Source organism: Pseudomonas sp. SDO5591_S426 (assembly GCF_054070755.1).
In genome coordinates, this window is record NZ_JBSVXD010000091.1 from 1 (window position 1) to 24,267 (window position 24,267).

At 59.5% G+C, this 24,267-nt stretch carries 29 protein-coding genes; 16 read left to right on the plus strand and 13 right to left on the minus strand.

Translation table 11 applies throughout. From position 1 onward, the window contains the following. Positions 1 to 95: 95 nt before the first annotated feature. From ACW9JC_RS17960 to ACW9JC_RS17980, 5 genes are read left to right on the plus strand one after another with little or no spacing between them, the layout of a single operon-like run. A complete protein-coding gene (locus tag ACW9JC_RS17960; protein ID WP_416127854.1) occupies positions 96 to 503 on the plus strand; it encodes a FagA protein in 408 nt (135 codons plus the stop codon). Then, on the plus strand, positions 484 to 1,860 hold the full coding sequence (locus ACW9JC_RS17965) for a class II fumarate hydratase (RefSeq protein WP_457456497.1): 1,377 nt from the start codon (positions 484 to 486) through the stop codon (positions 1,858 to 1,860). The genes ACW9JC_RS17960 and ACW9JC_RS17965 overlap by 20 nt, the downstream gene beginning before the upstream one ends. 26 nt (positions 1,861 to 1,886) lie before the next feature. Next, positions 1,887 to 2,327 carry a hypothetical protein gene (locus tag ACW9JC_RS17970; protein ID WP_457456499.1) on the plus strand — a complete coding sequence of 147 codons (441 nt, stop codon included), beginning with the start codon at positions 1,887 to 1,889 and terminating at the stop codon, positions 2,325 to 2,327. Position 2,328: 1 nt separating this feature from the next. Beyond that, positions 2,329 to 2,940, plus strand: a complete 612-nt coding sequence (locus ACW9JC_RS17975) for a superoxide dismutase (protein WP_448106330.1) — start codon at positions 2,329 to 2,331, stop codon at positions 2,938 to 2,940. A gap of 29 nt (positions 2,941 to 2,969) precedes the next feature. After that, positions 2,970 to 3,863, plus strand: coding sequence for a ZIP family metal transporter (locus ACW9JC_RS17980; protein WP_457456501.1), 894 nt, complete (start codon positions 2,970 to 2,972; stop codon positions 3,861 to 3,863). An 8-nt stretch (positions 3,864 to 3,871) separates the two neighbouring features. Here ACW9JC_RS17980 and ACW9JC_RS17985 read toward each other — a convergent pair whose 3' ends face one another. The 10 genes from ACW9JC_RS17985 to ACW9JC_RS18030 form a co-directional block, all read right to left on the minus strand. Then, positions 3,872 to 4,147, minus strand: a complete 276-nt coding sequence (locus ACW9JC_RS17985; RefSeq protein WP_180205699.1) for an HPr family phosphocarrier protein — start codon at positions 4,145 to 4,147, stop codon at positions 3,872 to 3,874. 15 nt (positions 4,148 to 4,162) lie between these two features. Beyond that, complete coding sequence (rapZ, locus tag ACW9JC_RS17990; RefSeq protein WP_457456504.1) at positions 4,163 to 5,020, minus strand: RNase adapter RapZ; 858 nt, start codon at positions 5,018 to 5,020, stop codon at positions 4,163 to 4,165. Between the two features lie 2 nt (positions 5,021 to 5,022). Further along, positions 5,023 to 5,487 carry a PTS IIA-like nitrogen regulatory protein PtsN gene (gene ptsN / locus ACW9JC_RS17995; RefSeq protein ID WP_075947620.1) on the minus strand — a complete coding sequence of 155 codons (465 nt, stop codon included), beginning with the start codon at positions 5,485 to 5,487 and terminating at the stop codon, positions 5,023 to 5,025. Between the two features lie 12 nt (positions 5,488 to 5,499). Continuing rightward, complete coding sequence (hpf, locus tag ACW9JC_RS18000) at positions 5,500 to 5,808, minus strand: ribosome hibernation-promoting factor, HPF/YfiA family (RefSeq protein ID WP_007941242.1); 309 nt, start codon at positions 5,806 to 5,808, stop codon at positions 5,500 to 5,502. A gap of 74 nt (positions 5,809 to 5,882) precedes the next feature. After that, positions 5,883 to 7,376, minus strand: coding sequence for an RNA polymerase factor sigma-54 (locus ACW9JC_RS18005; RefSeq protein WP_457456506.1), 1,494 nt, complete (start codon positions 7,374 to 7,376; stop codon positions 5,883 to 5,885). 180 nt (positions 7,377 to 7,556) lie between these two features. After that, complete coding sequence (gene lptB, locus ACW9JC_RS18010; protein WP_008054366.1) at positions 7,557 to 8,282, minus strand: LPS export ABC transporter ATP-binding protein; 726 nt, start codon at positions 8,280 to 8,282, stop codon at positions 7,557 to 7,559. Continuing rightward, complete coding sequence (gene lptA / locus ACW9JC_RS18015; RefSeq protein WP_448106333.1) at positions 8,282 to 8,830, minus strand: lipopolysaccharide transport periplasmic protein LptA; 549 nt, start codon at positions 8,828 to 8,830, stop codon at positions 8,282 to 8,284. The genes lptB and lptA overlap by 1 nt, the downstream gene beginning before the upstream one ends. Further along, positions 8,817 to 9,389 carry an LPS export ABC transporter periplasmic protein LptC gene (gene lptC / locus ACW9JC_RS18020; RefSeq protein WP_457456509.1) on the minus strand — a complete coding sequence of 191 codons (573 nt, stop codon included), beginning with the start codon at positions 9,387 to 9,389 and terminating at the stop codon, positions 8,817 to 8,819. The genes lptA and lptC overlap by 14 nt, the downstream gene beginning before the upstream one ends. 7 nt (positions 9,390 to 9,396) lie before the next feature. Next, positions 9,397 to 9,921 (minus strand): KdsC family phosphatase, encoded by a 525-nt coding sequence (locus ACW9JC_RS18025; protein ID WP_338584728.1) that lies wholly within the window; start codon positions 9,919 to 9,921, stop codon positions 9,397 to 9,399. Then, a complete protein-coding gene (locus tag ACW9JC_RS18030; RefSeq protein ID WP_095193904.1) occupies positions 9,921 to 10,895 on the minus strand; it encodes a KpsF/GutQ family sugar-phosphate isomerase in 975 nt (324 codons plus the stop codon). Before ACW9JC_RS18030 ends, ACW9JC_RS18025 begins: the two co-directional genes overlap by 1 nt. A 275-nt stretch (positions 10,896 to 11,170) precedes the next feature. Here ACW9JC_RS18030 and ACW9JC_RS18035 point away from each other — a divergent pair, with 275 nt between their 5' ends. The 10 genes from ACW9JC_RS18035 (at position 11,171) to hisC (ending at position 19,124) form a co-directional block, all read left to right on the plus strand. After that, positions 11,171 to 11,980 carry an ATP-binding cassette domain-containing protein gene (locus ACW9JC_RS18035; protein ID WP_338584730.1) on the plus strand — a complete coding sequence of 270 codons (810 nt, stop codon included), beginning with the start codon at positions 11,171 to 11,173 and terminating at the stop codon, positions 11,978 to 11,980. Continuing rightward, entirely contained in the window at positions 11,980 to 12,777 is a 798-nt protein-coding gene (mlaE, locus tag ACW9JC_RS18040) for a lipid asymmetry maintenance ABC transporter permease subunit MlaE (RefSeq protein ID WP_416127844.1), read from the plus strand. Before ACW9JC_RS18035 ends, mlaE begins: the two co-directional genes overlap by 1 nt. Continuing rightward, positions 12,777 to 13,244, plus strand: coding sequence for an outer membrane lipid asymmetry maintenance protein MlaD (gene mlaD / locus ACW9JC_RS18045; RefSeq protein ID WP_046026814.1), 468 nt, complete (start codon positions 12,777 to 12,779; stop codon positions 13,242 to 13,244). The genes mlaE and mlaD overlap by 1 nt, the downstream gene beginning before the upstream one ends. A gap of 11 nt (positions 13,245 to 13,255) precedes the next feature. Then, the gene (locus tag ACW9JC_RS18050; RefSeq protein ID WP_150703639.1) at positions 13,256 to 13,912 is read left to right on the plus strand and encodes an MlaC/ttg2D family ABC transporter substrate-binding protein; all 657 of its coding nucleotides are present in this window, start codon (positions 13,256 to 13,258) and stop codon (positions 13,910 to 13,912) included. Beyond that, positions 13,909 to 14,214, plus strand: a complete 306-nt coding sequence (locus ACW9JC_RS18055) for an STAS domain-containing protein (protein ID WP_457456513.1) — start codon at positions 13,909 to 13,911, stop codon at positions 14,212 to 14,214. Before ACW9JC_RS18050 ends, ACW9JC_RS18055 begins: the two co-directional genes overlap by 4 nt. Positions 14,215 to 14,328: 114 nt before the next feature. After that, positions 14,329 to 14,568 carry a BolA family protein gene (locus ACW9JC_RS18060; protein ID WP_457456515.1) on the plus strand — a complete coding sequence of 80 codons (240 nt, stop codon included), beginning with the start codon at positions 14,329 to 14,331 and terminating at the stop codon, positions 14,566 to 14,568. A gap of 22 nt (positions 14,569 to 14,590) precedes the next feature. Beyond that, positions 14,591 to 15,856, plus strand: a complete 1,266-nt coding sequence (gene murA, locus ACW9JC_RS18065; protein ID WP_150703641.1) for a UDP-N-acetylglucosamine 1-carboxyvinyltransferase — start codon at positions 14,591 to 14,593, stop codon at positions 15,854 to 15,856. 126 nt (positions 15,857 to 15,982) lie between these two features. Beyond that, the gene (hisG, locus tag ACW9JC_RS18070) at positions 15,983 to 16,618 is read left to right on the plus strand and encodes an ATP phosphoribosyltransferase (RefSeq protein WP_192309717.1); all 636 of its coding nucleotides are present in this window, start codon (positions 15,983 to 15,985) and stop codon (positions 16,616 to 16,618) included. Between the two features lie 125 nt (positions 16,619 to 16,743). After that, entirely contained in the window at positions 16,744 to 18,069 is a 1,326-nt protein-coding gene (gene hisD / locus ACW9JC_RS18075; RefSeq protein ID WP_448106337.1) for a histidinol dehydrogenase, read from the plus strand. A gap of 2 nt (positions 18,070 to 18,071) precedes the next feature. Further along, complete coding sequence (hisC, locus tag ACW9JC_RS18080; RefSeq protein ID WP_457456519.1) at positions 18,072 to 19,124, plus strand: histidinol-phosphate transaminase; 1,053 nt, start codon at positions 18,072 to 18,074, stop codon at positions 19,122 to 19,124. A 116-nt stretch (positions 19,125 to 19,240) separates the two neighbouring features. Here the strand turns inward: hisC and ACW9JC_RS18085 are convergent, their stop codons facing one another. The 3 genes from ACW9JC_RS18085 to algW all read right to left on the minus strand — a co-directional run bounded on the left by ACW9JC_RS18085 (position 19,241) and on the right by algW (position 23,326). Next, entirely contained in the window at positions 19,241 to 19,960 is a 720-nt protein-coding gene (locus ACW9JC_RS18085) for a DUF4198 domain-containing protein (protein WP_457456520.1), read from the minus strand. A 12-nt stretch (positions 19,961 to 19,972) separates the two neighbouring features. Further along, the gene (locus ACW9JC_RS18090) at positions 19,973 to 22,078 is read right to left on the minus strand and encodes a TonB-dependent siderophore receptor (RefSeq protein WP_457456522.1); all 2,106 of its coding nucleotides are present in this window, start codon (positions 22,076 to 22,078) and stop codon (positions 19,973 to 19,975) included. An 87-nt stretch (positions 22,079 to 22,165) separates the two neighbouring features. Next, a complete protein-coding gene (gene algW / locus ACW9JC_RS18095; RefSeq protein ID WP_338584743.1) occupies positions 22,166 to 23,326 on the minus strand; it encodes a Do family serine endopeptidase AlgW in 1,161 nt (386 codons plus the stop codon). 103 nt (positions 23,327 to 23,429) lie between these two features. On the opposite strand from algW, the gene ACW9JC_RS18100 reads away from it, so the two are divergent. Next, positions 23,430 to 24,188 carry a Nif3-like dinuclear metal center hexameric protein gene (locus ACW9JC_RS18100; RefSeq protein WP_416127838.1) on the plus strand — a complete coding sequence of 253 codons (759 nt, stop codon included), beginning with the start codon at positions 23,430 to 23,432 and terminating at the stop codon, positions 24,186 to 24,188. The last annotated feature ends 79 nt before the right edge of the window (positions 24,189 to 24,267 follow it).

Here is a 24,267-nt window from a genome sequence, read left to right on the forward strand (position 1 = left end):
GGCGTAGGAGCTGCCGAAGGCTGCGATCTTTTGATCTTGTTTTGGTTCTCATTATCATCTAATAATAAATCTCATTACCGAATGAGCCTCGGATCATGAGTTCTGCCTTGCACGAGCAGCCGTACCTCGAAAGCTGGCGCTGGATGAGTCGCCAGATCCGTTGCGCGATGAATCCCGACGAACCGCGCCTGATCGACCACTACCTGGCCGAAGGCCGGTATCTGGCCTGTTGCACGGCAACCTCACCCTGGACCGTCGCCGAAACTTCCTTCCGCTTGCTGCTCGACACCGCCGCCGATGTCGCGCTGCCCTGGCACTGGCGCACTTACTGCCTGGACCAGGCGTGGCGTCCGCTGCGCGAACTCGAACGCCTCTCTTTGTGCAAGTGCCGCCTAAAGCGCTGGCAGAGCTACACCTGGCAACTGGCGACCTGCGAGTTGCAACCCTCGATTCCTCTCATTGAACTGGTGCAAGGATTTACAGATGACCAAGACACGTATTGAGCGCGACAGCATGGGCGAGCTTCAGGTCCCGGAAGACGCCCTCTACGGCGCACAGACCCAACGTGCGGTGGATAACTTTCCCATCAGCGGCAAACCGATGCCCGTGCAGTTCATCCGCGCGCTGATCCTGGCCAAGGCAGCTGCTGCCCGCGCCAACATCGAACTCAAGCAGATCAGCGAAGCCCAGGGCAAAGCCATCGTCGATGCAGCTCAAGGTCTGCTCGAAGGCGATTTCATGCAGCATTTCCCGGTGGATATCTTCCAGACCGGTTCCGGCACCAGTTCCAACATGAACGCCAACGAAGTGATTGCCACCTTGGCCAGCCGTCTGCTCGGCGAACCGGTGAACCCGAACGATCACGTCAACTGCGGCCAAAGCAGCAACGACATCATTCCGACCACCATCCACGTCAGCGCGGCGCTGGCATTGCACGAGCAGTTGCTGCCGGCCCTGACCGGTCTGGTGCAGGTGATCGAGCGCAAGGCTGAGGAAGTGCATCACCATGTCAAAACCGGCCGCACTCACTTGATGGACGCCATGCCGGTGCGCATGAGCCAGGTCCTCAATGGCTGGGCGCAACAGCTCAAGGCCAACGTCGTCCTCTTGCAGGGCTTGCAGCCAAGCCTGCAATCGTTGGCCCAGGGCGGCACGGCAGTGGGTACTGGCGTCAATGCGCATCCCGAATTCGCCGCGCGTTTCAGCCAGCAACTGAGCAAGTTGACCCAAGTTCAGTTCACGCCGGGCGTGGATCTGTTTGCGCTGATCGGCTCCCAGGACACCGCCGTTGCCGTCTCCGGTCAGCTCAAGGCCACTGCCGTATCGCTGATGAAAATCGCCAACGACCTGCGCTGGATGAACTCCGGCCCATTGGCTGGCTTGGGTGAAATCGAGCTTGAAGCCTTGCAGCCGGGTTCTTCGATCATGCCAGGCAAGGTCAATCCGGTGATCCCGGAAGCCACCGCCATGGTCGCCGCCCAAGTGATCGGCAACGACACGGTGATCACCATCGCCGGTCAGTCGGGCAACTTCGAACTGAACGTGATGCTGCCGATCATCGCCCAGAACCTGCTGAGCAGCATCGAATTGTTGGCCAACTCCAGCCGTTTGTTGGGCGGAAGGGCCATCGCCAGCTTCAAGGTCAATGAAGACCGCATCAAGCAAGCGCTGTCTCGCAACCCGATTCTGGTGACCGCACTCAACCCGATCATTGGTTACCAGAAAGCCGCCGAAATCGCCAAGAAGGCCTATCAGCAAGGCCGTCCGGTGATCGACGTTGCGCTGGAACACACCGACCTGTCGCGCAGCCAGCTGGAAGAGCTGCTCAACCCGGAAAAACTCACCGCAGGCGGCGTGTAAATCCCCCACCGCTTTGGAGGCTCACCATGGAGCACTGGAAACGCACGATCGAAAGGGCCAATCGCTTTTTCATGTTGGGTGAACTGGTCGATGCTCGCGAGGCTTACTTGCAGGCATTGGCCCTGGCCCAAGTGCTGTTCGAGCGCTGGGCGGATGCCGATGAAGCGGTGGCGGCTTGCGTGATTTCCCATCACAACCTGGCGGACCTGCATCTGCGTCTGAATCAGCCGGAGGAGAGCGCCGAGTACCTGTGCGCCATTCACCAACGGCTGTTGCAGACCATGCAGGACCCGCGACTGTCGCCAGCATTGCGCGAAGCAGCGCTGCGCCAGAGTAGCAAAACCTATGTCGAGCTTTTGAATTTCATCAGCGAACACGGCGAATACCCGCGTACGCATCGCTTGCTGCACATCGATGCCACCTCGCCGTCGCAACCCCCTGCGCCTCACCATCATGGAGTCCACTGAAATGGCTTTTACCTTGCCTGCCTTGCCGTATGCCTATGACGCCCTGGAGCCGCACATTGATGCGCAGACCATGGAGATCCACTACACCAAGCACCACCAGACCTATATCAACAACCTGAACGCTGCGGTCGAAGGCACTGAGTTCGCCGAATGGCCGGTGGAAAAACTGGTGGCCGCTGTGCAGCAACTGCCGGAAAAACTCCGCGCGGCGGTGATCAATCAGGGCGGTGGCCACGCCAACCATTCGCTGTTCTGGGAAGTCATGGCGCCTCATGGTGGCGGCAAACCCGAAGGCGCGCTGGCCAAGGCCATCGACGAGCAACTGGGCGGCCTCGACAGTTTCAAAGAGGCTTTCACCAAAGCCGCACTGACCCGATTCGGCAGCGGCTGGGCCTGGTTGAGCGTGACGCCGCAGAAAACGCTGGTCGTGGAAAGCAGCGGTAACCAGGACAGCCCATTGATGAACGGCAATACGCCGATCCTCGGTCTGGATGTGTGGGAACACGCCTATTACCTGCAGTATCAGAACCGCCGCCCGGAATACATCAGCGCGTTCTACAACGTGATCAACTGGCCTGAAGTCGCTGCGCGCTATCAGGCTGCGCTGGTTTAAGTCTTCTAAAAAACAATCCAAGGCTGACTATGGGCACTGAAACACTGGCGATCGGAAGTGGGCGAATGTTTCGTTACGCGTTTGGATCGCTGCTTCTGCTGGCGGGGATGAGCTTGCTGGTTGCGCACGGGCTGGAATGGCTGGATCTGGAACCGAAGCTGTCGCGGGCGTTGCAGGGTGGTGCGATCTGCGCCCTCGGCACCGCGCTTGGGGCGGTGCCGGTGCTGGTGATCCGGCGCATGCCCCAGGCACTCAGCGATTCCTTGCTGGGCTTCGGTGCCGGAGTGATGTTGGCCGCGACGGCGTTTTCGCTGATCGTGCCAGGCGTTGCTGCGGCAGAGAACCTTGGCATGACTCCGTGGGCGGCCAGCGGCCTGATCTGCTTTGGCATCATGCTCGGCGCATTCGGCCTGTTTCTGGTAGATCGCAAAGTGTCCGGCGCGTCGCCGGAAATGCTCATTGGCACTGTAGAACACCCGGTGATTCCGCCGCGCATCTGGCTGTTCGTGTTCGCGATCATCGCCCACAACATTCCCGAAGGTATGGCGATGGGTGTCTCGGCGGGTGGTGGTATGCCGGATGCCGACAGTTTGGCGATGGGCATTGCCTTGCAGGATGTGCCGGAGGGATTGGTGATTGCCTTGGTGCTGGCCGGGGCAGGGATGTCGCGGTTCAAGGCGTTCCTGATCGGTGCTGCTTCAGGTTTGGTCGAACCGGTGTTCGCGTTGTTGTGCGCGTGGCTCGTCAGCCTGGCCGAACTGTTGTTGCCTTTGGGGCTGGCCTTGGCGGCCGGGGCCATGTTGCTGGTGGTCACCCACGAAGTCATTCCTGAGTCGCGTCGACATGGTCATGACAAACTGGCCAGCCTTGGGTTGCTGGTCGGGTTCTGTTTGATGATGGTGATGGATACCGCGCTCGCTTAGGCGAGCGCTTATTCGCCTTCGTCGAAGTAGTTGTTGATCAGGGCCACCAGCGCGTCCAGTGCTTCCTGCTCCTGCTCGCCTTCCGTGCTCAGATGAATTTTTGTGCCCTTGCCGGCAGCGAGCATCATCATGGCCATGATGCTTTTGCCGTCGACTGTAGTCTCTGGTGTGCGTCCGACCCTGATCGTGCAGTCCTTGAACTGACCGGCAACGCCAACGAATTTTGCAGACGCCCGAGCGTGCAGGCCCAGCTTGTTGATGATTTCGATTTCCAGAGCAGGCATCGCGATGTGAATCCTTTAGCTGAGGTCGCGGTGGCGGACCTGGACGTTCTTCAGGGATTGCTGCAGGGTCTTGCCCAGGCGTTCGGTCAGGTAGACGGAGCGGTGATGCCCGCCGGTACAACCGATTGCAATGGTGACATAAGCACGGTTACTGGCGGCAAAGCGGGGTAACCATTTAAGCAGGTACGCGGAAATGTCCTGGAACATCTCCTCGACATCCGGTTGTGCCGCCAGGTACTCGGCAACCGGTTGATCAAGCCCCGACTGTGCGCGCAATTCCGGCTTCCAGTAGGGATTAGGCAGGCAACGCACATCGAACACCAGATCGGCGTCCACCGGCATGCCACGCTTGAAACCGAAAGATTCCACCAGGAACGCCGTACCGGGTTCAGGCTGGTTGAGCAGGCGCAGCTTGATGGTATCGCGTAGCTGATACAGGTTCAGGTTGGTCGTGTTGACCTTGAGGTCTGCCAAATCGGCAATCGGTCCGAGCAGGCTGGTTTCGTCGTTGATCGCCTCGGCCAGTGAGCGATTGGGGCTGCTCAGCGGATGGCGACGACGGGTTTCCGAAAAGCGTTTGAGCAGAGTTTCCTCATCGGCATCCAGGTACAGGACATCGCACTGGATGTGTCGGCTGCGGACTTCTTCCAGCAGCTCTGGAAACCGCGACAGATGGCTGGGCAGGTTGCGCGCATCGATGGACACGGCTACCAGCGGCTGTGACAGCTCAGTGTGAATCAGCGCGCGTTCGGCCAGTTCCGGCAGTAACCCCGCAGGCAAGTTGTCGATGCAGTAGTAACCATTGTCCTCAAGAACATCGAGGGCGGTACTTTTACCTGAGCCGGAGCGACCGCTGACGATGATCAAGCGCATGATTAATGACCGTTTTGCTCGTCCAGGACAACCTGATACAAGGCTTCATTACTCGGGGCGCTGCGCAGTTTTTCGCGCACTTCCTTGCGGTCGAGCATGCTGGCGATCTGGCGTAACAGCTCCAGGTGCGCATCGGTAGCGGCTTCCGGGACCAGTAGAACGAACAACAGGTCGACCGGGGCACCATCGATGGCGTCGAAATCGATAGGGGCGTCAAGGTGCATCAAGGCGCTGATGGGCGAAGTACAGCCCTTGAGACGGCAGTGGGGGATGGCGATGCCGTTGCCAAAACCGGTTGAACCGAGTTTTTCACGGGCGACCAGGCTCTCGAAGACATCCTGCATGGCCAGATCCGGCACTTCGCGATGGATGAGGTTGGCAATTTGCTCGAGGGCTTTCTTTTTACTGCCGCCCGGCACGTTCACCAGGGAACGGCCGGGGGTCAGGATGCTTTCAAGTCGGATCATGGGTAGGGAGTGTTAACGACCGGTAGCGCCCTGGAGGAGGCTCTGGGTCTTTTCCTTATGCTTTTTGAGTTGTTTATCCAGCTTGTCGGTCAGTGCGTCGATCGCCGCGTACATATCGGTATGTTCCGCGTTGGCGACCACTTCATTGCCGGGAATATGCAGCGTGGCTTCGATTTTCTGCTTGAGCTTTTCGACGGTCATCGTGACCTGCACGTTGGTGATCTTGTCGAAATGCCTCTCTAATCGTTCGAGTTTTTCGCCGATGTAGGTGCGAAGAGGTTCGGTCACTTCCAGTTGGTGTCCACTGATGTTGACTTGCATACAGCTTCTCCTTCGTTGCCAGTGCATAAAGCGGCAGACCAGATGATCTGCCACTGGAACGCTGTGGCGTGGCTCTACATCAACCGCTTGCGTTCGCTCGAAGGCGCGATCCCGAGGGATTCGCGGTACTTGGCGACGGTGCGGCGAGCCACCTGAATGCCTTGTGCCTCCAGTAAACCAGCGATCTTGCTGTCACTCAACGGCTTTTTCTGATTTTCAGCGGCAACCAGTTTTTTGATGATCGCGCGGATCGCCGTGGACGAGCATTCGCCGCCTTCGGAGGTGCTGACGTGGCTGGAGAAAAAGTATTTCAGTTCATATATGCCCCGAGGGGTATGCATGAATTTTTGCGTGGTCACCCGGGAAATTGTCGATTCGTGCATGCCGACCGCTTCAGCGATGTCGTGCAGGACCAGCGGTTTCATCGCTTCATCGCCATACTCCAGGAAGCCGCGCTGATGCTCGACGATCTGGGTGGCCACTTTCATCAGGGTTTCGTTGCGGCTTTGCAGGCTCTTGATGAACCAGCGGGCTTCCTGCAACTGATTGCGCATGAAGGTGTTGTCGGCGCTGGTGTCGGCGCGGCGCACGAAGCCGGCGTACTGGGCGTTGACCCGCAGCCGTGGCACAGACTCCTGGTTGAGCTCCACGAGCCAGCGCTCGTTGTCCTTGCGCACGATGACGTCGGGAACGACGTACTCGGCCTCGGTGGATTCGATTTGCGAACCCGGACGCGGGTTGAGGCTCTGGACCAGTTCGATCACCTGGCGCAGCTCATCTTCCTTGAGCTTCATGCGGCGCATCAACTGGCTGTAGTCGCGACTGCCGAGCAGGTCGATGTAATCGGTGACCAGGCGCTTGGCTTCGGCCAGCCACGGCGTTTTGGCCGGCAGCTGACGCAATTGCAGCAGCAGGCACTCGCCCAGGTTTCGGGCGCCGATGCCGGCAGGTTCGAATTGCTGGATGCGGTGCAGGACGGCTTCGATTTCGTCCAGTTCGATGTCCAGTTCCGGATCGAAGGCTTCGAGGATTTCCTCGAGCGTTTCGTCCAGATAGCCCTGATTGTTGATGCAGTCGATCAGGGTAACGGCGATCAGGCGATCGGTGTCGGACATCGGTGCCAGGTTCAGTTGCCACAGCAAGTGGCTTTGCAGGCTTTCGCCGGCGGACGTGCGGGTGGTGAAATCCCACTCGTCATCATCGTTGCTCGGCAGGCTGCTGGCGCTGGTCTGGTAGACGTCTTCCCAAGCGGTATCGACGGGAAGTTCGTTGGGAATGCGTTCGTTCCAGTCGCCTTCTTCGAGGTTATCAACCGTCGGCGCGGTTTCCTGGTAGGAGGGTTCCTGAATGTCAGCGTTGGGCTTCTGTTCTGCGTTGTCGGCCAAGGGGTCGGTGTTATCGAAGTCGTCGCCTTCTTCCTGGCGTTCGAGCATCGGATTGGACTCCAGGGCCTCCTGGATTTCCTGTTGCAGATCCAGGGTCGACAATTGGAGCAGGCGGATGGCCTGTTGCAGCTGCGGTGTCATCGTCAGCTGCTGGCCCATTCTCAAGACTAGCGATGGTTTCATGGCAGGGGCTTAACACCTTATTCGCCGGCGCACATGCGCCATCCACTACAGGGCGCCGAGGCGCCAAACATAAGCAAATTATATGCCCGAAATTGCAGTGTTTGCCTAGAGCGCTGTAACAATAAAAAGATCTTGATTTTTTATCGAGACAAGCGCTCGGTCGACTAGCCAGGCAAGCCCTTACAGGCGGAACTCATGACCCAGGTAGACTTCCTTGACCAAGTCGTTGGCCAGGATGGTTTCCGCGTCACCTTCGGCGATCAGCTGGCCATCGTTGACGATGTAGGCGGTTTCGCAGATATCCAGGGTTTCACGGACGTTGTGGTCGGTGATCAGCACGCCAATGCCTTTGGCCTTGAGGTGATGGATGATTTGTTTGATGTCGCCTACCGAAATCGGGTCCACGCCGGCGAATGGTTCGTCGAGGAGGATGAATTTCGGGTTGGTGGCCAGTGCCCGGGCGATTTCCACGCGGCGGCGTTCACCACCGGACAGGCTCATCCCGAGGTTGTCGCGAATGTGGCTGATGTGGAACTCCTGCAGCAGGCTTTCCAGCTCCTTGCGACGACCGGCCTTGTCGAGTTCCTTGCGGGTCTCGAGGATCGCCATGATGTTGTCGGCTACCGAGAGTTTGCGGAAGATCGACGCTTCTTGCGGTAGATAACCGATACCTGCTTTCGCGCGACCGTGCATGGGCTGGTGGCTGACGTCCAGGTCGTCGATCAGCACGCGACCCTGATCAGCCTGCACCAGGCCGACGATCATGTAGAAGCAGGTGGTCTTGCCGGCGCCGTTGGGGCCAAGCAGGCCGACGATCTGACCGCTGTCGATCGACAGGCTGACGTCGCGCACGACCTGGCGGCTCTTGTAGCTCTTGGCCAGATGCTGAGCTTTCAGAGTTGCCATTACTGGGCCTTTTGCTCGTCGGTTTTCTTTTTCGGCTGGATGACCATGTCGATGCGCGGACGCGACTCGGTCACCTTGCTGCCTGTGGCGCGACCGGCGCTCGCCAGCTTCTTCTCGGTGTCGTAGACGATTTTCTCGCCTTGGGTGACGTTGTTGTCCTTGTCGATGACCTTGGCCTTGTCGATCAGTACAACGCGGTTTTGCGTAGCGTGGTACTGGATTGTCACACCCCAACCCTGAACCGGCTTGGTGTCGCCCGCTGTTTGCAGTTGCTCGAAGTAGGCCAGGTTGCCGACCGAGGTCACCACGTCGATGTCGCCACTCGGGGCGCGGGTCATGGTTACTTTATTGCCGGTAACCTTCATCGAGCCTTGGGTGATGATCACATCGCCCGTGTAGGTGGCAACGCCATTCTTGTCGTCCAGTTGGGCATCGTCGGCCTGAATGCGGATTGGCTGTTGTTGATCGTCCGGCAGGGCCCAGGCGCTCACGCTTCCCAGTGCTGCGCCCAGACTGAGCAAAATAGGGAGGGTTTTAACGAGCCTCATACTGTCCTCTTACGTTCGATAGCAGGTGTATCCTGCTTTCTTTCAAATACGCTTTCATTCCCTTGCCAGTCGAAACACCGCCAGCGCCGTCGATTCTAACGTCTCGCTCGGTCTGCGCATATTGCTGTTGCGGGAACACCGTCATGCGGGTGGTGGTGATCAGGGTTTTGCGGTTTTTCTCGTCGAAACGCGTGATGCGTACCGAGTCGATGAGTTCGACTTCGGTGCCATCAGGGTTGACCTCACCTTTTTCGCTCTGGACGTGCCACGGGAACTCGGTGCCGCGGAACATGTTCAGGTCGGGATTGGTCAGCAGGGTCACCTCGGAGGCTTTCAGGTGTTCGACCTTGTCCGACGTCATTTCGTACTGCAGCCTGCCATCCGGCAAGTACTGCACGCTGTGGGCGTTGGTGGCGTAATAGTCGATCTCGCTGTTGTCGACTTGCACAACCGGCTTGTCGAGAAAGCGTTCCGGGCTGATGTTCCAGTAGCCAACCGCGGCGAAAATCGCCGCGATGCAACCGAACATCAGGATGTTGCGAATCTTTTTGCTCAGCATGTTTGGCTCACAGGTACGCGGCGTTGGCCGCATCGAGGCGGCCCTGGGCGCGCAGGATCAATTCGCAGAATTCGCGGGCGGCACCTTCGCCACCACGGGCCTGGGTGACGCCGTGAGCGTGCTCGCGTACGAAACTGGCGGCGTTGGCCACTGCCATGCCCAGGCCTACGCGGCGAATCACCGGCAGGTCGGGAAGGTCGTCACCAAGGTAGGCGACCTGTTCATAGCTTAGGTTGAGTTGGCCAAGAAGCTCGTCGAGCACCACCAGTTTGTCTTCGCGCCCTTGATAAAGATGCGGAATGCCGAGGTTCTTCGCCCGTCGCTCGACCACCGGGGTCTTGCGGCCGCTGATGATAGCGGTCTGCACGCCGGCGGCCATCAGCATCTTTATGCCCTGGCCGTCGAGGGTGTTGAAGGTCTTGAATTCACTACCGTCTTCGAGGAAGTACAGGCGTCCGTCGGTGAGGACGCCGTCGACGTCGAAAACCGCCAGTTTGATCTGTTGGCCACGTTGCAGCAGGTCCGTGCTCATTACATTACCCCCGCACGCAGCAAGTCGTGCATGTTCAAGGCGCCGACCGGACGGTCTTCGCCGTCGACCACGACCAGCGCGTTGATTTTATGGTCTTCCATGATTTTCAGGGCCTCAGCGGCGAGCATTTCGGCGCGGGCGGTCTTGCCGTGGGCGGTCATGACCTGATCGATGGTGACGCTGTGGATGTCGATGGTGCGATCCAGCGTGCGGCGCAAATCGCCGTCAGTGAAGATCCCGGCGAGCTTGCCGTCGGCTTCAAGGATGACGGTCATGCCCAGACCCTTGCGGGTCATTTCCATCAGTGCGTCCTTGAGCAATGTGCCGCGTTGAACCTGTGGCAACTCTTGCCCGGCGTGCATGACGTTTTCCACTTTCAGCAGCAAGCGTCGGCCCAATGCGCCACCTGGATGGGAAAAGGCGAAGTCTTCGGCGGTGAAGCCGCGCGCTTCCAGCAGTGCGACAGCCAGGGCGTCGCCCATGACCAGCGCAGCGGTAGTCGAAGAAGTGGGCGCCAGGTTCAGCGGACAGGCTTCGTGCTCGACGTGAACATTGAGGTTGACCTCGGCGGCTTTGGCCAGCGGCGAGTCAGGGTTGCCGGTCACGCTGATCAACTGGATGCCCAGGCGTTTGATCAATGGCAGCAGGGTGATGATTTCATTGGTGGAGCCGGAGTTCGACAGCGCCAGGATGATGTCATCGCGGGTGATCATGCCCATGTCACCGTGGCTCGCTTCAGCCGGGTGGACGAAAAATGCCGTGGTGCCGGTGCTGGCCAGGGTGGCGGCAATCTTGCTGCCGATGTGCCCCGACTTGCCCATGCCGACCACGACAACGCGGCCTTTGCTGGCCAGAATCATCTCGCAAGCGCGTACAAAATCTGCGTCGATATGCGGCAGCAAGCCTTGTACGGCTTCCACTTCGAGGCGGATGGTGCGTTGGGCAGATTGAATCAGGTCGCTGGATTGGCTCATGTCAGAAATCGTTTAGCCTGATGAAAAGGCGGCGATTATAGCGGTTATGATCGAAACCCTCACGCTAGTTCGTCGTGCTTTGTCATTCCTTGTTACCTAATCCCTCTAAATGAAGCTTTTTGCCGGTCTTATCGCTCAACTTGGGCCGGCAATGGCCTTGGGCGCACGGTGTTTGCAGTGATATAGTTCGCCGCCAGTTCGGCCCGCCCGGGAGGCATGTGCTTTCGTCAGGAAGTCAGGCGTCCGAGTGAGAGGCTGCATCGCAAGGAGTTTAGATGAGTGCCGATAACGCCTACGCGGTCGAGCTGAAGGGACTGTCCTTCAAGCGCGGTGCGCGCAGCATTTTCAATAACGTCGATATCCGTATTCCCCGCGGCAAGGTCACCGGCATCATGGGACCTTCCGGGTGTGGCAAGACAACGCTGTTGCGGTTGATGGGCGCCCAGTTGCGGCCCACCAGCGGCGAAGTCTGGGTCAACGGTCAGAACCTGCCGAAGCTATCGCGCAGCGATCTGTTCGATGCCCGCAAGCACATGGGCGTGCTGTTTCAGAGTGGCGCACTGTTTACCGATCTCGATGTGTTCGAGAACGTGGCGTTTCCATTGCGCGTTCACACCGAACTGCCCGAGGAAATGATCCGTGACATCGTCCTGCTCAAATTGCAGGCCGTGGGTTTGCGGGGTGCCATCGACCTGATGCCCGACGAACTGTCTGGTGGCATGAAGCGTCGTGTCGCACTGGCGCGGGCGATTGCGCTCGATCCTCAGATTCTCATGTACGACGAGCCCTTTGTCGGCCAGGACCCTATCGCCATGGGCGTGTTGGTGCGCCTGATCCGCTTGCTCAACGATGCACTGGGTATTACCAGTATCGTGGTTTCCCACGACCTGGCCGAAACCGCGAGCATTGCCGATTACATCTATGTCGTGGGCGATGGGCAGGTGTTGGGGCAGGGGACTCCCGATGAGCTGATGAACTCGGACGAACCGCGTATCCGTCAGTTCATGACCGGCGAACCCGACGGTCCGGTCGCCTACCACTTTCCAGCGACGGATTACCGCGCAGATCTTCTGGGGAAGCGCTGATGCGCAGAATTTCATTAATGGAACGCGTACGCCGGTTCGGCCAGGCAGGCATCGACGTGCTGGCGGTGTTCGGGCGTTCGGCACTGTTTCTGTTTCATGCCTTGCTCGGCCGCGGCGGGATCGGCGGCGGTTTCGGACTGCTGGTCAAGCAACTGCATTCCGTGGGCGTGATGTCCCTGGTGATCATTGTGGTCTCCGGGGTTTTCATCGGCATGGTGCTGGCGCTGCAAGGGTTCAACATCCTGTCCAGCTATGGCTCGGAGCAGGCAGTCGGGCAGATGGTGGCGCTGACCCTGTTGCGCGAGCTGGGGCCGGTAGTGACCGCTCTGCTGTTCGCCGGGCGTGCCGGCTCGGCATTGACGGCTGAAATCGGCAACATGAAATCCACCGAACAGCTGTCCAGCCTGGAAATGATCGGCGTCGACCCGCTCAAGTACATCATTGCCCCGCGCCTGTGGGCCGGCTTCATTTCCCTGCCGGTGCTGGCGATGATTTTCAGCGTGGTGGGCATCTGGGGCGGTTCGTGGGTAGCCGTCGACTGGCTGGGTGTCTATGAAGGTTCCTACTGGTCGAACATGCAGAACAGCGTGACCTTTGCCGACGATGTGCTCAACGGCATCATCAAAAGCATGGTCTTTGCCTTCGTTGTGACCTGGATTGCCGTATTCCAAGGCTATGACTGCGAGCCCACTTCCGAGGGGATCAGTCGTGCCACTACCAAGACCGTGGTGTATGCCTCTTTGGCAGTGCTCGGCCTGGACTTTATTCTGACCGCCTTGATGTTTGGAGATTTCTGATGCAAAACCGCACCCTGGAAATCGGTGTCGGCCTTTTCTTGCTGGCTGGCATCCTGGCTTTGCTGCTGCTGGCGCTTCGGGTCAGTGGCCTGTCGCCGAGCCCGAGCACCGACACTTATAAACTTTATGCGTACTTCGACAATATCGCCGGTTTGACGGTCAGAGCTAAAGTGACCATGGCCGGTGTGACCATCGGCAAGGTTACGGCGATCGATCTGGACCGCGACAGTTTCACCGGTCGAGTGACCATGCAGCTGGAAAAGCGCGTAGATAATCTACCAGCCGACTCCACTGCATCTATCCTGACCGCGGGCCTGTTGGGCGAGAAGTACATCGGTATCAGCGTGGGCGGCGAAGAAGCCCTGCTCAAGGATGGCGGGACCATCCATGACACCCAGTCGTCGCTGGTGCTCGAGGACCTGATCGGTAAGTTCCTTCTCAACACCGTTAGCAAAGACGCCAAATGAGGAATTTGTAAATGATCTCTACCTTGCGACGTGGCCTGTTGGTATTACTCGCGGCCTTGCCGTTGATGGCTAACGCCGTGGCGGCGCCTACTTCCGCGCACGAACTGGTACAGGACACCACCAACCGGATGCTGGCCGATCTAGCAGCCAATAAAGAAAAGTACAAACAAGACCCGGCTGACTTCTATGCCGCGCTGAATAGCATTGTCGGGCCGGTCGTTGATGCCGAGGGCATTTCCAAGAGCATCATGACGGTCAAGTACTCGCGCAAAGCCACCCCGGCGCAGATGAAAACCTTTGAAGAGAACTTCAAGAGGGGTCTGTTCCAGTTCTATGGCAACGCCTTGCTCGAATACAACAACCAGGGCATTACCGTTGAGCCGGCCAAGGACGAGTCGGGCGACCGCACCAGCGTCGGCATGACCGTCAAGGGCAGCAGTGGCGCGATCTATCCTGTGTCCTACACGCTTGAAAAGATCAATGGTGAGTGGAAACTACGCAACGTCATCATCAACGGCATCAACATCGGCAAGCTGTTCCGTGATCAGTTCGCTGATGCAATGCAGCGCAATGGCAACGACCTGGACAAGACCATCAATGGTTGGGCTGGGGAAGTCGCCAAGGCCAAGGAAACCGCTGAGCAATCTCCTGAGAAGCAAGCTCAATGAGTGAGACGGCAGTCCGGATGGACGAAACCGGCGAGCTGCGGCTCAGCGGCGTGCTGGACTACCGCACCGGCCCTGGCCTGCGCAAGCAGGGTCAGGCGCTGATCAACGCCAGCAAGGCGACGGCCGTGGTCGTCGATTGTTCGGCGGTAGAGAAGTCCAGCAGCGTCGGTTTGTCGTTGCTGCTGTGCTTCATGCGCGATGCTCAAGCGGCCGGCAAGGCGCTGAGCATCCGCGGGATGCCAGAAGACATGCGCGAAATCGCTCAGGTCAGTGAGCTGACCGAGCTGTTGGCGCATCCCTAACCCGCATCTATAAAGAAGCCCCCCGTCAGAGTCCTGCTTCCCGGGGTTCGCAGGCGCGGGGCTTTTTTGTATGATGTCCGACCCGCGCGCACAGGGCGCCGATTGAGGTTGAGCATGCAGGCCGTAGAAGTGAAGAGCTTCCTTGAAGGAAAGCTGCCCGGAACGTTGGTAGAAGTTGAGGGCGAAGGCTGCAATTTCCAGCTGAATTTGATTAGCGATGAACTGGCGGCACTGAGCCCGGTCAAGCGTCAGCAGCAGGTCTATGCCCATTTGAACCCATGGATCACCGATGGCAGCATCCATGCGGTCACTATGAAATTTTTCAGCAGCGCGGCCTGGGCCGAGCGCACCTGAGCCCAAGGGCGTCGAGATTCTTATGGATAAATTGATTATTACTGGCGGTGCTCGTCTTGACGGCGAAATCCGCATCTCCGGGGCAAAGAACTCTGCCCTGCCGATCCTGGCAGCCACGCTGCTGTGCGATGGCCCGGTAACCGTAGCCAACCTGCCGCACCTGCACGACATCACCACCATGATCGAGCTGTTCGGTCGTATGGGCATCGAGCCGGTGATCGACGAGAAACTCGCCGTCGAAATCGACCCGCGCACAATCAAGACCCTGATCGCCCCGTACGAACTGGTTAAAACCATGCGTGCGTCGATCCTGGTACTGGGTCCGATGGTTGCCCGTTTCGGTGAAGCCGAAGTCGCACTGCCTGGCGGTTGCGCCATCGGCTCGCGTCCGGTTGACCTGCACATCCGTGGCCTGGAAGCCATGGGCGCGGTCATTGACGTCGAAGGCGGCTACATCAAGGCCAAGGCGCCTGAAGGTGGCCTGCGCGGTGCGCACTTCTTCTTCGACACCGTCAGCGTGACCGGTACCGAAAACATCATGATGGCCGCTGCTCTGGCCAAGGGCCGCAGCGTCCTGGCCAACGCCGCCCGCGAACCTGAAGTCGTCGACCTGGCGAACTTCCTGAACGCCATGGGCGCCAAGGTTTCCGGTGCCGGTACAGACACCATCACCATCGATGGCGTCGAGCGTCTGCACACCACCACTTACAAGGTGATGCCGGACCGTATCGAAACCGGTACCTACCTGGTTGCCGCTGCCGTGACCGGCGGTCGCGTGAAGGTCAAGGACACCGATCCGACCATCCTCGAAGCCGTTCTGGAAAAACTTCGCGAAGCCGGTGCTGAAATTACCTGCGGCGACGACTGGATCGAGCTGAACATGCACGGCAAGCGGCCAAAAGCCGTCAACGTGCGCACCGCTCCGTACCCGGCGTTCCCGACCGACATGCAGGCGCAGTTCATCTCCCTCAACGCCATTGCCGAAGGCACGGGTGCAGTGATCGAGACGATCTTCGAAAACCGCTTCATGCACGTTTACGAACTGCACCGTATGGGCGCCAAGATCCAGGTCGAAGGCAACACCGCCATCGTCACCGGTACCGAAAAGCTCAAGGGCGCGCCAGTCATGGCAACCGACCTGCGTGCTTCGGCCAGCCTGGTCATTTCGGCGCTGATCGCTGAAGGCGACACCCTGATCGACCGCATTTACCACATCGACCGTGGTTACGAGTGCATCGAAGAGAAACTGCAGATGCTGGGCGCCAAGATCCGTCGCGTTCCGGGCTAGTACCTGCTGCATGGGCATAAGGACATGCCCGTTGATTTGTTGAAGTCGAGCCGGTTTCCGGCTCGATGTGTGTCCGGCGCCATTTGCGACCGGGCATGAGTACCTTGATAAGGACTGACGTTTCCCATGTTGACCATCGCACTGTCCAAGGGCCGCATCCTTGACGACACCCTGCCGCTTCTGGCTGAAGCGGGCATCGTGCCGACCGAGAATCCGGACAAGAGCCGCAAGCTGATCATTCCCACGACCCAGGACGATGTGCGCCTGCTGATCGTGCGTGCCACCGACGTGCCGACCTATGTCGAGCATGGTGCCGCCGACCTCGGTGTCGCCGGTAAAGACGTGCTGATGGAATACGGCGGTCAGGGTCTGTACGAGCCGCTGGACCTGCAAATTGCCCGCTGCAAGCTGATGACAGCCGGCAAGGTCGGCGCGGTCGAGCCCAAGGGCCGCCTGCGCATCGCCACCAAGTTCGTCAACGTTGCCAAGCGTTACTACGCCGAACAGGGCCGTCAGGTCGACATCATCAAGCTCTACGGCTCGATGGAACTGGCGCCGCTGATCGGTCTGGCCGACAAGATCATCGACGTGGTCGACACCGGTAACACGCTGCGGGCCAATGGCCTGGAGCCACAGGATTTCATTGCGGACATCAGCTCCCGGCTGATCGTCAACAAAGCGTCCATGAAAATGCAGCACGCCCGTATCCAGGCGTTGATCGACACCCTGCGCAAGGCAGTGGAGTCTCGACACCGCGGCTGATTCACCTGCGCGACTCTGAGTCGCGCCGTCTATCCGCCTCATAGCCAGAATTCTCAGGTGCCCAAGCGGATCGAATGTTAGCTTCGGGCGCCTGAGTTTTTTGCCATTCCTATGAGGCTCTCGCTATGACCGCACCGACTGCAATTCGCCGACTCAACGCTGCTGACCCGGATTTTGCGCATCATCTGGATCATCTGCTGAGCTGGGAAAGTGTGTCTGACGACTCGGTCAATCAGCGCGTGCTGGACATCATCAAGGCAGTGCGCGAGCGTGGCGATGCGGCGCTGGTGGACTTTACCCGCCAGTTCGACGGTCTGGACGTGAAGTCCATGGCCGACCTGATCCTGCCGCGCGAGCGTCTGGAACTGGCGTTGACCCGCATTTCCGTGCCTCAGCGTGAAGCCCTGGAAGTCGCCGCCGCCCGCGTGCGCAGCTACCACGAAAAACAGAAGCAGGATTCCTGGAGCTACACCGAGGCCGACGGCACCGTGCTGGGCCAGAAGGTCACGCCGCTGGACCGCGCCGGTCTGTATGTGCCGGGTGGCAAGGCGTCTTATCCGTCGTCGGTATTGATGAACGCGATTCCGGCCAAGGTCGCCGGCGTGACCGAAGTGGTCATGGTGGTGCCGACCCCGCGCGGTGAAATCAATGAACTGGTGCTGGCTGCTGCCTGCATCGCCGGTGTCGACCGCGTGTTCACCATCGGTGGCGCGCAAGCCGTTGCTGCGTTGGCTTACGGCACCGAAAGCGTGCCGAAGGTCGATAAAGTGGTCGGCCCGGGCAACATCTATGTCGCCACCGCCAAGCGCCACGTGTTTGGCCAGGTCGGTATCGACATGATCGCCGGTCCATCGGAAATCCTCGTGGTATGCGACGGCCAGACCGATCCGGACTGGATCGCCATGGACCTGTTCTCCCAGGCCGAGCACGACGAAGATGCCCAGGCGATCCTGGTCAGCCCGGACGCCGAATTCCTCGACAAGGTCGCGGCCAGCATCGCCAAACTGATGCCGACCATGGAGCGCGCTGCAATCATCGAAACCTCGATCAATGGCCGTGGCGCGTTGATCAAGGTGCGCGACATGGAACAGGCCATCGAAGTGGCCAACCGCATTGCGCCGGAACACCTGGAACTGTCGGTTGCCGATCCACAAGCCTGGCTGCCGCAGATCCGCCACGCCGGCGCGATCTTCATGGGCCGTCACACGTCCGAAGCCCTGGGTGATTACTGCGCCGGCCCGAACCACGTGTTGCCGACTTCCGGCACCGCGCGTTTCTCTTCGCCGCTGGGTGTGTACGATTTCCAGAAACGCTCGTCGATCATCTTCTGCTCCGAGCAGGGTGCTTCCGAGCTGGGCAAAACCGCGTCCGTGCTGGCCCGTGGCGAGTCGCTGACCGCCCACGCCCGCAGTGCCGAATACCGCATCGTTGATGAACAAAAGGGAAACTGAACATGAGTAAATTCTGGAGCCCGTTCGTCAAGAATCTGGTGCCTTACGTCCCGGGCGAGCAGCCGAAGCTGGCGAAGCTGGTAAAGCTCAACACCAATGAAAACCCGTACGGCCCATCGCCCAAGGCCTTGGCCGCGATGCAGACCGAACTGAACGACAACCTGCGCCTGTACCCGGACCCCAACAGCGATCTGCTGAAAAACGCGGTCGCCAAGTACTACGGCGTGCAGAGTAACCAGGTGTTCCTCGGCAACGGTTCCGATGAAGTGCTGGCGCACATCTTCCACGGTTTGCTGCAGCATGATCAGCCGCTGTTGTTCCCGGACATCAGCTACAGCTTCTACCCGGTCTACTGCGGGTTGTACGGCATCAAGTTCGACGCGGTGCCGCTGGACGAGCAGTTCCAGATCAACCCGGCGGACTACGCCAAGCCGAACGGCGGGATCATCTTCCCTAACCCGAACGCACCGACTGGTTGCCTGTTGGCGTTGGAGGCTGTTGAACAAATCCTCAAGGCCAGCCCGGATTCGGTGGTGGTGGTCGACGAGGCCTATATCGACTTCGGCGGTGAAACCGCGATCGCGCTGGTGGACCGTTATCCGAACCTGCTGGTCACGCAAACGCTGTCCAAGTCGCGCTCCCTGGCGGGGTTGCGGGTTGGTTTGGCGGTTGGCCACCCGGACCTGATCGAGGCGCTGGAGCGTATCAAGAACAGCTTCAACTCTTATCCGCTGGATCGCATGGCGAATGTCGGCGCCGCTGCCGCGTTCGAGGATCGCGAGTACTTCGACAAGACCTGCCGGTTGGTGATCGAGAATCGTGAGAAGGTTGTTGCGCAGTTGGAAGCGAAGGGTTTTGACGTACTGCCGTCGGCGGCGAACTTTATCTTCGCCCGTCACCCGCAGCATGATGCGGCGGGGCTGGCGGCGAAGTTGCGTGAGCAAGGTGTGATCGTTCGGCACTTCAAGCAGGAGCGGATTGCACAGTTCTTGCGGATTTCGATTGGTACGCCGGAGCAGAATCAGGCGTTGATTGACGGCCTCGGCGACCTTTAAGCCGCCGCTTACCCTGTAGGAGCAAGGCTTGCCCGCGATGAACGGAAACGCGGTAAGCCTGCTGAACCGCGGTGCCTTCATCGCGGGCAAGCCATGCTCCTACAAGGTTTTGTGGGTTACTCGTGATGCGGTTCGCCGAGGAACGTCAGTGAACTGAACAACCCACGACTGCTCACGTCAGCGCTGTCCTTCACCGGCACTTCCACCTGCGCCGAAATCACGTTCAACCCTTCGTTACGCACTAGCACCTGCGCCCGGCCGTTTGCATCGGTTTCGGTACTCAAGGTGTTCGGCGCGTTACGATAGTCGCCCACCAACTTCACGCCTGCCGCCGGTTTGCCATCCAGCAGCACCTGCACGGGCAGGGATTTGCCTGGCCCAACCGTCAGCGGATCGACCTCCGGCAGAATCAGCAACTTCAATTGATCAAGCTTGGGCAATTTCGCCCCCGGTTGATAAATCGCCAGGCTGTATTTGAAAGTCTGGGTCGACTCGATTGCGCCCGGCACTTTGCTGCGTCCTTCGTTGATCCATTTCTTGTCGGCAGTCTGCGACCACATGCCATTGTTCAGGGCTACCGCCAGTACTGCTGGAGGCTTCAGCGGTTGCAGGCGGGCGTGATCGGCCAGACGCTGGACCGTCACCGGAATCATTTTTCCATTGGCGTCATAGGCCCAGGCGCCGCTGATTTTCTGCGCCTTGAAGGCATTGTCTTCGGCGCCGTGGCCGTAAATCACTTCGATGTTGCCACGGCGCTGTTCGGTCCACAGACCGTGGGCCGAGACCTCAGTGGCGAACAGCAAGCCAAGCAGCGCCAGGGATTTGAGAGAGTGCATGGGGACGTCCTTTTACAGAGTGAGTGTCAGGCTGACGGTGAAATTGCGCGGCTCGCCGGGGTTGACCCAGTAATTGCTGTAGGAGCGCTCGAAGTATTTCTCGTCGAAAAGGTTGTTCAGGTTCAGGCACACGGTGACGTTGTCGCTGGCCTTGTAATGGGCCAGCAGATCGACGGTGTGGTACGCGGGCAATTGGAAATCACTGCCGGCTTCGCCCGAGCGATCACCGACGTAAGTGAACGCGGCACCCACGTCTGAGCCGCGCAGTTGACCGTCCTGAAATTCGTACACGCCCAGCAGACTGCCGCTGCGTTTGGCCACGCCGAGAATGCGGCTGCCGGTGGGAATGACCTTGTCGCCTTGTGTCACCTCGGCGTCGATATAGGCGAAGGCACCGATCACCCGTACCGCATCGGTCACTTGCCCGGCGACTTGCAGATCGAAACCCTGGCTGCGCGCCTTGCCCATGGCGCGGCTGGTGTCGGTACCTGGATCGAGGGCGAGGACGTTTTCCTTTTCGATATGGAAGGCGGCGAGGGTGCTGCTCAAGCGCTCGTCGAACAGCTCGCTCTTGATCCCGACTTCGTAGCCGACGCCTTCTTCCGGGTCGAATGATTTGCCGGTGGCATCCAGGCCATTGTTCGGTTTGAACGAGTTGGAGACGTTGGCGAACAGGCCGACTTCAGGCGTCAGTTGATAGAGCAAACCGGCGCGTTGAGTCAGTGCGTCGTGACGCTGGCGGCTCGTGGCGTCACGGGTGTGATCGTCGATGCGTTGCTCGAAATGTTCGAAGCGCGCGCCGAGCATGCCTCGCAGTTTCTCGGTGAAGATGATCTGGTCTTGCAGGTTCAGCGCGTGGCTTTCGACGTGTTCGAAGAAGTCCGTGCCGGAGCGTGCGCCGTTGGGTTTCGGCTGGCCATAAACGGGTTGGTAAATGTCGATGGCGTAAGGGCTGCCGGCAATGGTCGTGACCCGTTCGTCCTTGCGGTAGTTCTCGTATTCACTGCCGATCAGCAGTTCGTGCTGCAAGGTGCCGGTGTCGAAAAAACCGCGCAGTTCGAGTTGGGTAATGCTGTCGTGCCAGTTGTTGTCGCGCTCGCGATAGCGGCGGTTGACGGTGTGGCCATCGGCATTCAGCGGGCGCGACTCCGAGGCGAAACCCCAAAGTTTGCCTTCCTTGTAGTGGCTGGCCAGACGCAGCTGCCAACGGTCGTTGAGCTGATGTTCGAGGGCGGCTTGCAGCTGGTTGTTGTGGTTGTCGATGTTGCCGTCGTTGGGTTCGCCGAGAAAGGTCGAACGGGAAACACCGCTCCAGGTGTTGTTCGGCGCGACGATGCCGCGATCGAAGGTCGAGCTGTGGCGAACGAACTCGCTTTCTACCAGCAGGCGTGTGTCGGGATTGAGTTGCCAACTGAAAGTAGGCGCGACGAACACCCGCTGGCTGTCGATGTGATCGCGGAAGCTGTGGTTGTCCTCGACGGCCAGGTTGACCCGCGACAGTACGTTGCCGTGGTCATCCAGCGGCGTGTTGACGTCCAGGGCCGTGCGGTAGCGGTCCCAACTGCCGGCGCTGGTTTGCAGGGTGGCGAAGGCTTCGGGTTGCGGCTTTTTGGTGACGATATTGACGGTGCCACCCGGATCACCTCGACCATAAAGGCTGGCTGCCGGCCCCTTGAGCACTTCGATGCGTTCGACATTGGCCACGTCCGGCGTGCTCGGATAGCCACGGTTGGCGCTGAATCCGTCCTTGTAGAACTCCGACGTGGTGAAGCCGCGCACGCTGTACTCGTACAGCGTCAGGCCGCCGAAGTTGTTCTGCTTCGACACGCCGCCGGCAAACTCCATCGCGCGTTCGACGCTGGTGCTGCCCAGGTCATTAAGTACGCTGACGGGAATCACGCTGATCGATTGCGGGATGTCGCGAATCGCGGTGTCGGTTTTGGTCGCGCTGGCGGAGCGGGTGGCGCGATAGCCATCGACCGGGCCGGTGGGGGATTCGTAGTCGGACGTGACGCTGATGGCGTCCAGTTCCAGGGCTCGGGAATCTTGGGCGAAGACCGGATCCCCCAGCAGCCCGAGGGCAAGACTTGCCACGGAGGCCTTTATTCGAGACGACATGTTATGTTGTTCCAATTGCTAGAATTGAAACAATATAACATGCCTAATGAGAATGTCTGCTAATGGCTCGAGATTCTCGAGCCGGGCTTAGTTTTCTTCTTTTTCCTTGATCGGCGCGGGCGGCGGACGCAGGCCGATTTCTGCCGTGAGCTTGAGCTCCTTGCTGTTGCGCATGACCTGGATAGTGACTTTGTCGGTCGGTTTGATCCGCGCCACCTGGTTCATCGAGCGTCGCCCGTCGCCGGCCGGTTCGCCGTCGATGGCAAGGATCACGTCGCCCAATTGCAGGCCAGCCTTCTGCGCCGGACCGTCGCGGAAAATCCCCGCGACGACGATGCCCGGACGTCCCGACAGGCCAAAGGATTCCGCCAGTTCCTGGGTCAACGGTTGCACTTCAATGCCCAGCCAGCCGCGAATCACCTGGCCGTGTTCGATGATCGATTTCATCACTTCCATCGCCAGTTTGACCGGAATGGCGAAGCCGATGCCTTGGGAGCCACCGGACTTGGAGAAGATCGCCGTGTTGATGCCGGTCAGGTTGCCGTTGGCATCCACCAGCGCACCGCCGGAGTTGCCGGGGTTGATCGCGGCGTCGGTCTGGATGAAGTCTTCGTAGTTGTTCAGGCCCAGCTGATTACGCCCGGTGGCGCTGATGATGCCCATGGTCACGGTCTGGCCGACGCCAAACGGGTTGCCGATGGCCAGCGCGACATCGCCGATGCGAATGTTGTCGGAGCGGCCGACGGTGATCGACGGCAGGTTCTTCAGGTCGATCTTCAGCACCGCGAGGTCGGTTTCCGGGTCGCTGCCGATGACGCGCGCCAGGGTTTCACGACCGTCCTTGAGCGCCACCACAATCTGGTCGGCGCCGCTGGTCACGTGGTTGTTGGTCAGGATGTAGCCTTCCGGGCTCATGATCACGCCGGAACCGAGGCTCGACTCCATGCGTTTCTGTTTGGGCGAGTTGTCGCCGAAGAAGCGCCGGAACTGCGGATCTTCAAACAGCGGATGGCTGGGTTTGTTGATGACTTTGGTGGTGTACAGGTTCACCACCGACGGCGCGGCGGTGGTCACCGCGTCGGAATAGGACACCGGACCTTGCTGCATGCTGGTGGTTTGCGGGGCTTGCTGCAGATTGACGTCGAGGCTTGGAAGCCCGACCCACTGCGGGTAACGCTGGATGATTAACAGAGCGACAAGCACGCCGGCCAACAGCGGCCAGCCGGAAAAACGCAGCGCCTTGAGCATTAAGCACGTCCTGAGAGAGTTGCAGGCGGAATGAGACCGCTCATAATGACGCGCATTATACGAGGCCGCGCGTGCCTCTGAACGGGATATTTAGGAGTCTTTTATGGCCGTCGCCCTGAGCACCCTGGTCGAAGAAGCCGACCGTTACCTTGGCAGTTCGAAAATTGCCGATTACTGCCCCAACGGCTTGCAAGTCGAAGGCCGGCCGCAGGTGATGCGCATTGTCAGTGGCGTCACCGCCAGCCAGGCCTTGCTCGATGCCGCCGTGGAGGCCAATGCCGATCTGGTGCTGGTGCATCACGGTTATTTCTGGAAGGGCGAAAACCCTTGCATCACCGGCATGAAGCAGCGTCGCTTGAAGACCTTGCTCAAGCACGACATCAGTCTGCTGGGCTATCACTTGCCGCTGGATCTGCACCCGGAAGTCGGCAACAACGTGCAATTGGCGCGGCAACTCGACATCACCGTCGAAGGCCCGCTCGATCCGGACAACCTGAAAATCGTCGGTCTGGTCGGCTCCTTGAGCGAACCGGTGACGCCTCGGGATTTCGCCCGCCGCGTGCAGGAAGTCATGGGCCGCGAGCCCTTGCTGATTGAAGGCAGTCAAATGATCCGCCGCGTCGGCTGGTGCACCGGTGGTGGCCAGGGCTACATCGATCAGGCGGTGCTGGCGGGTGTCGATCTGTACCTCAGCGGTGAAGCATCGGAGCAAACTTTCCACAGTGCCCGGGAAAATGACATCAGCTTCATTGCTGCCGGTCATCATGCTACCGAGCGTTATGGCGTTCAGGCGCTCGGTGACTATCTGGCGCGGCGTTTTGCCCTTGAACACATCTTCATCGATTGCCCGAATCCGATCTGACTCCGCCCGCAATGTGATCGCTTCTGTAGGAGCTGCCGAAGGCTGCGATCTTTTGATCTTGAAAAATCAACGTCAAAAG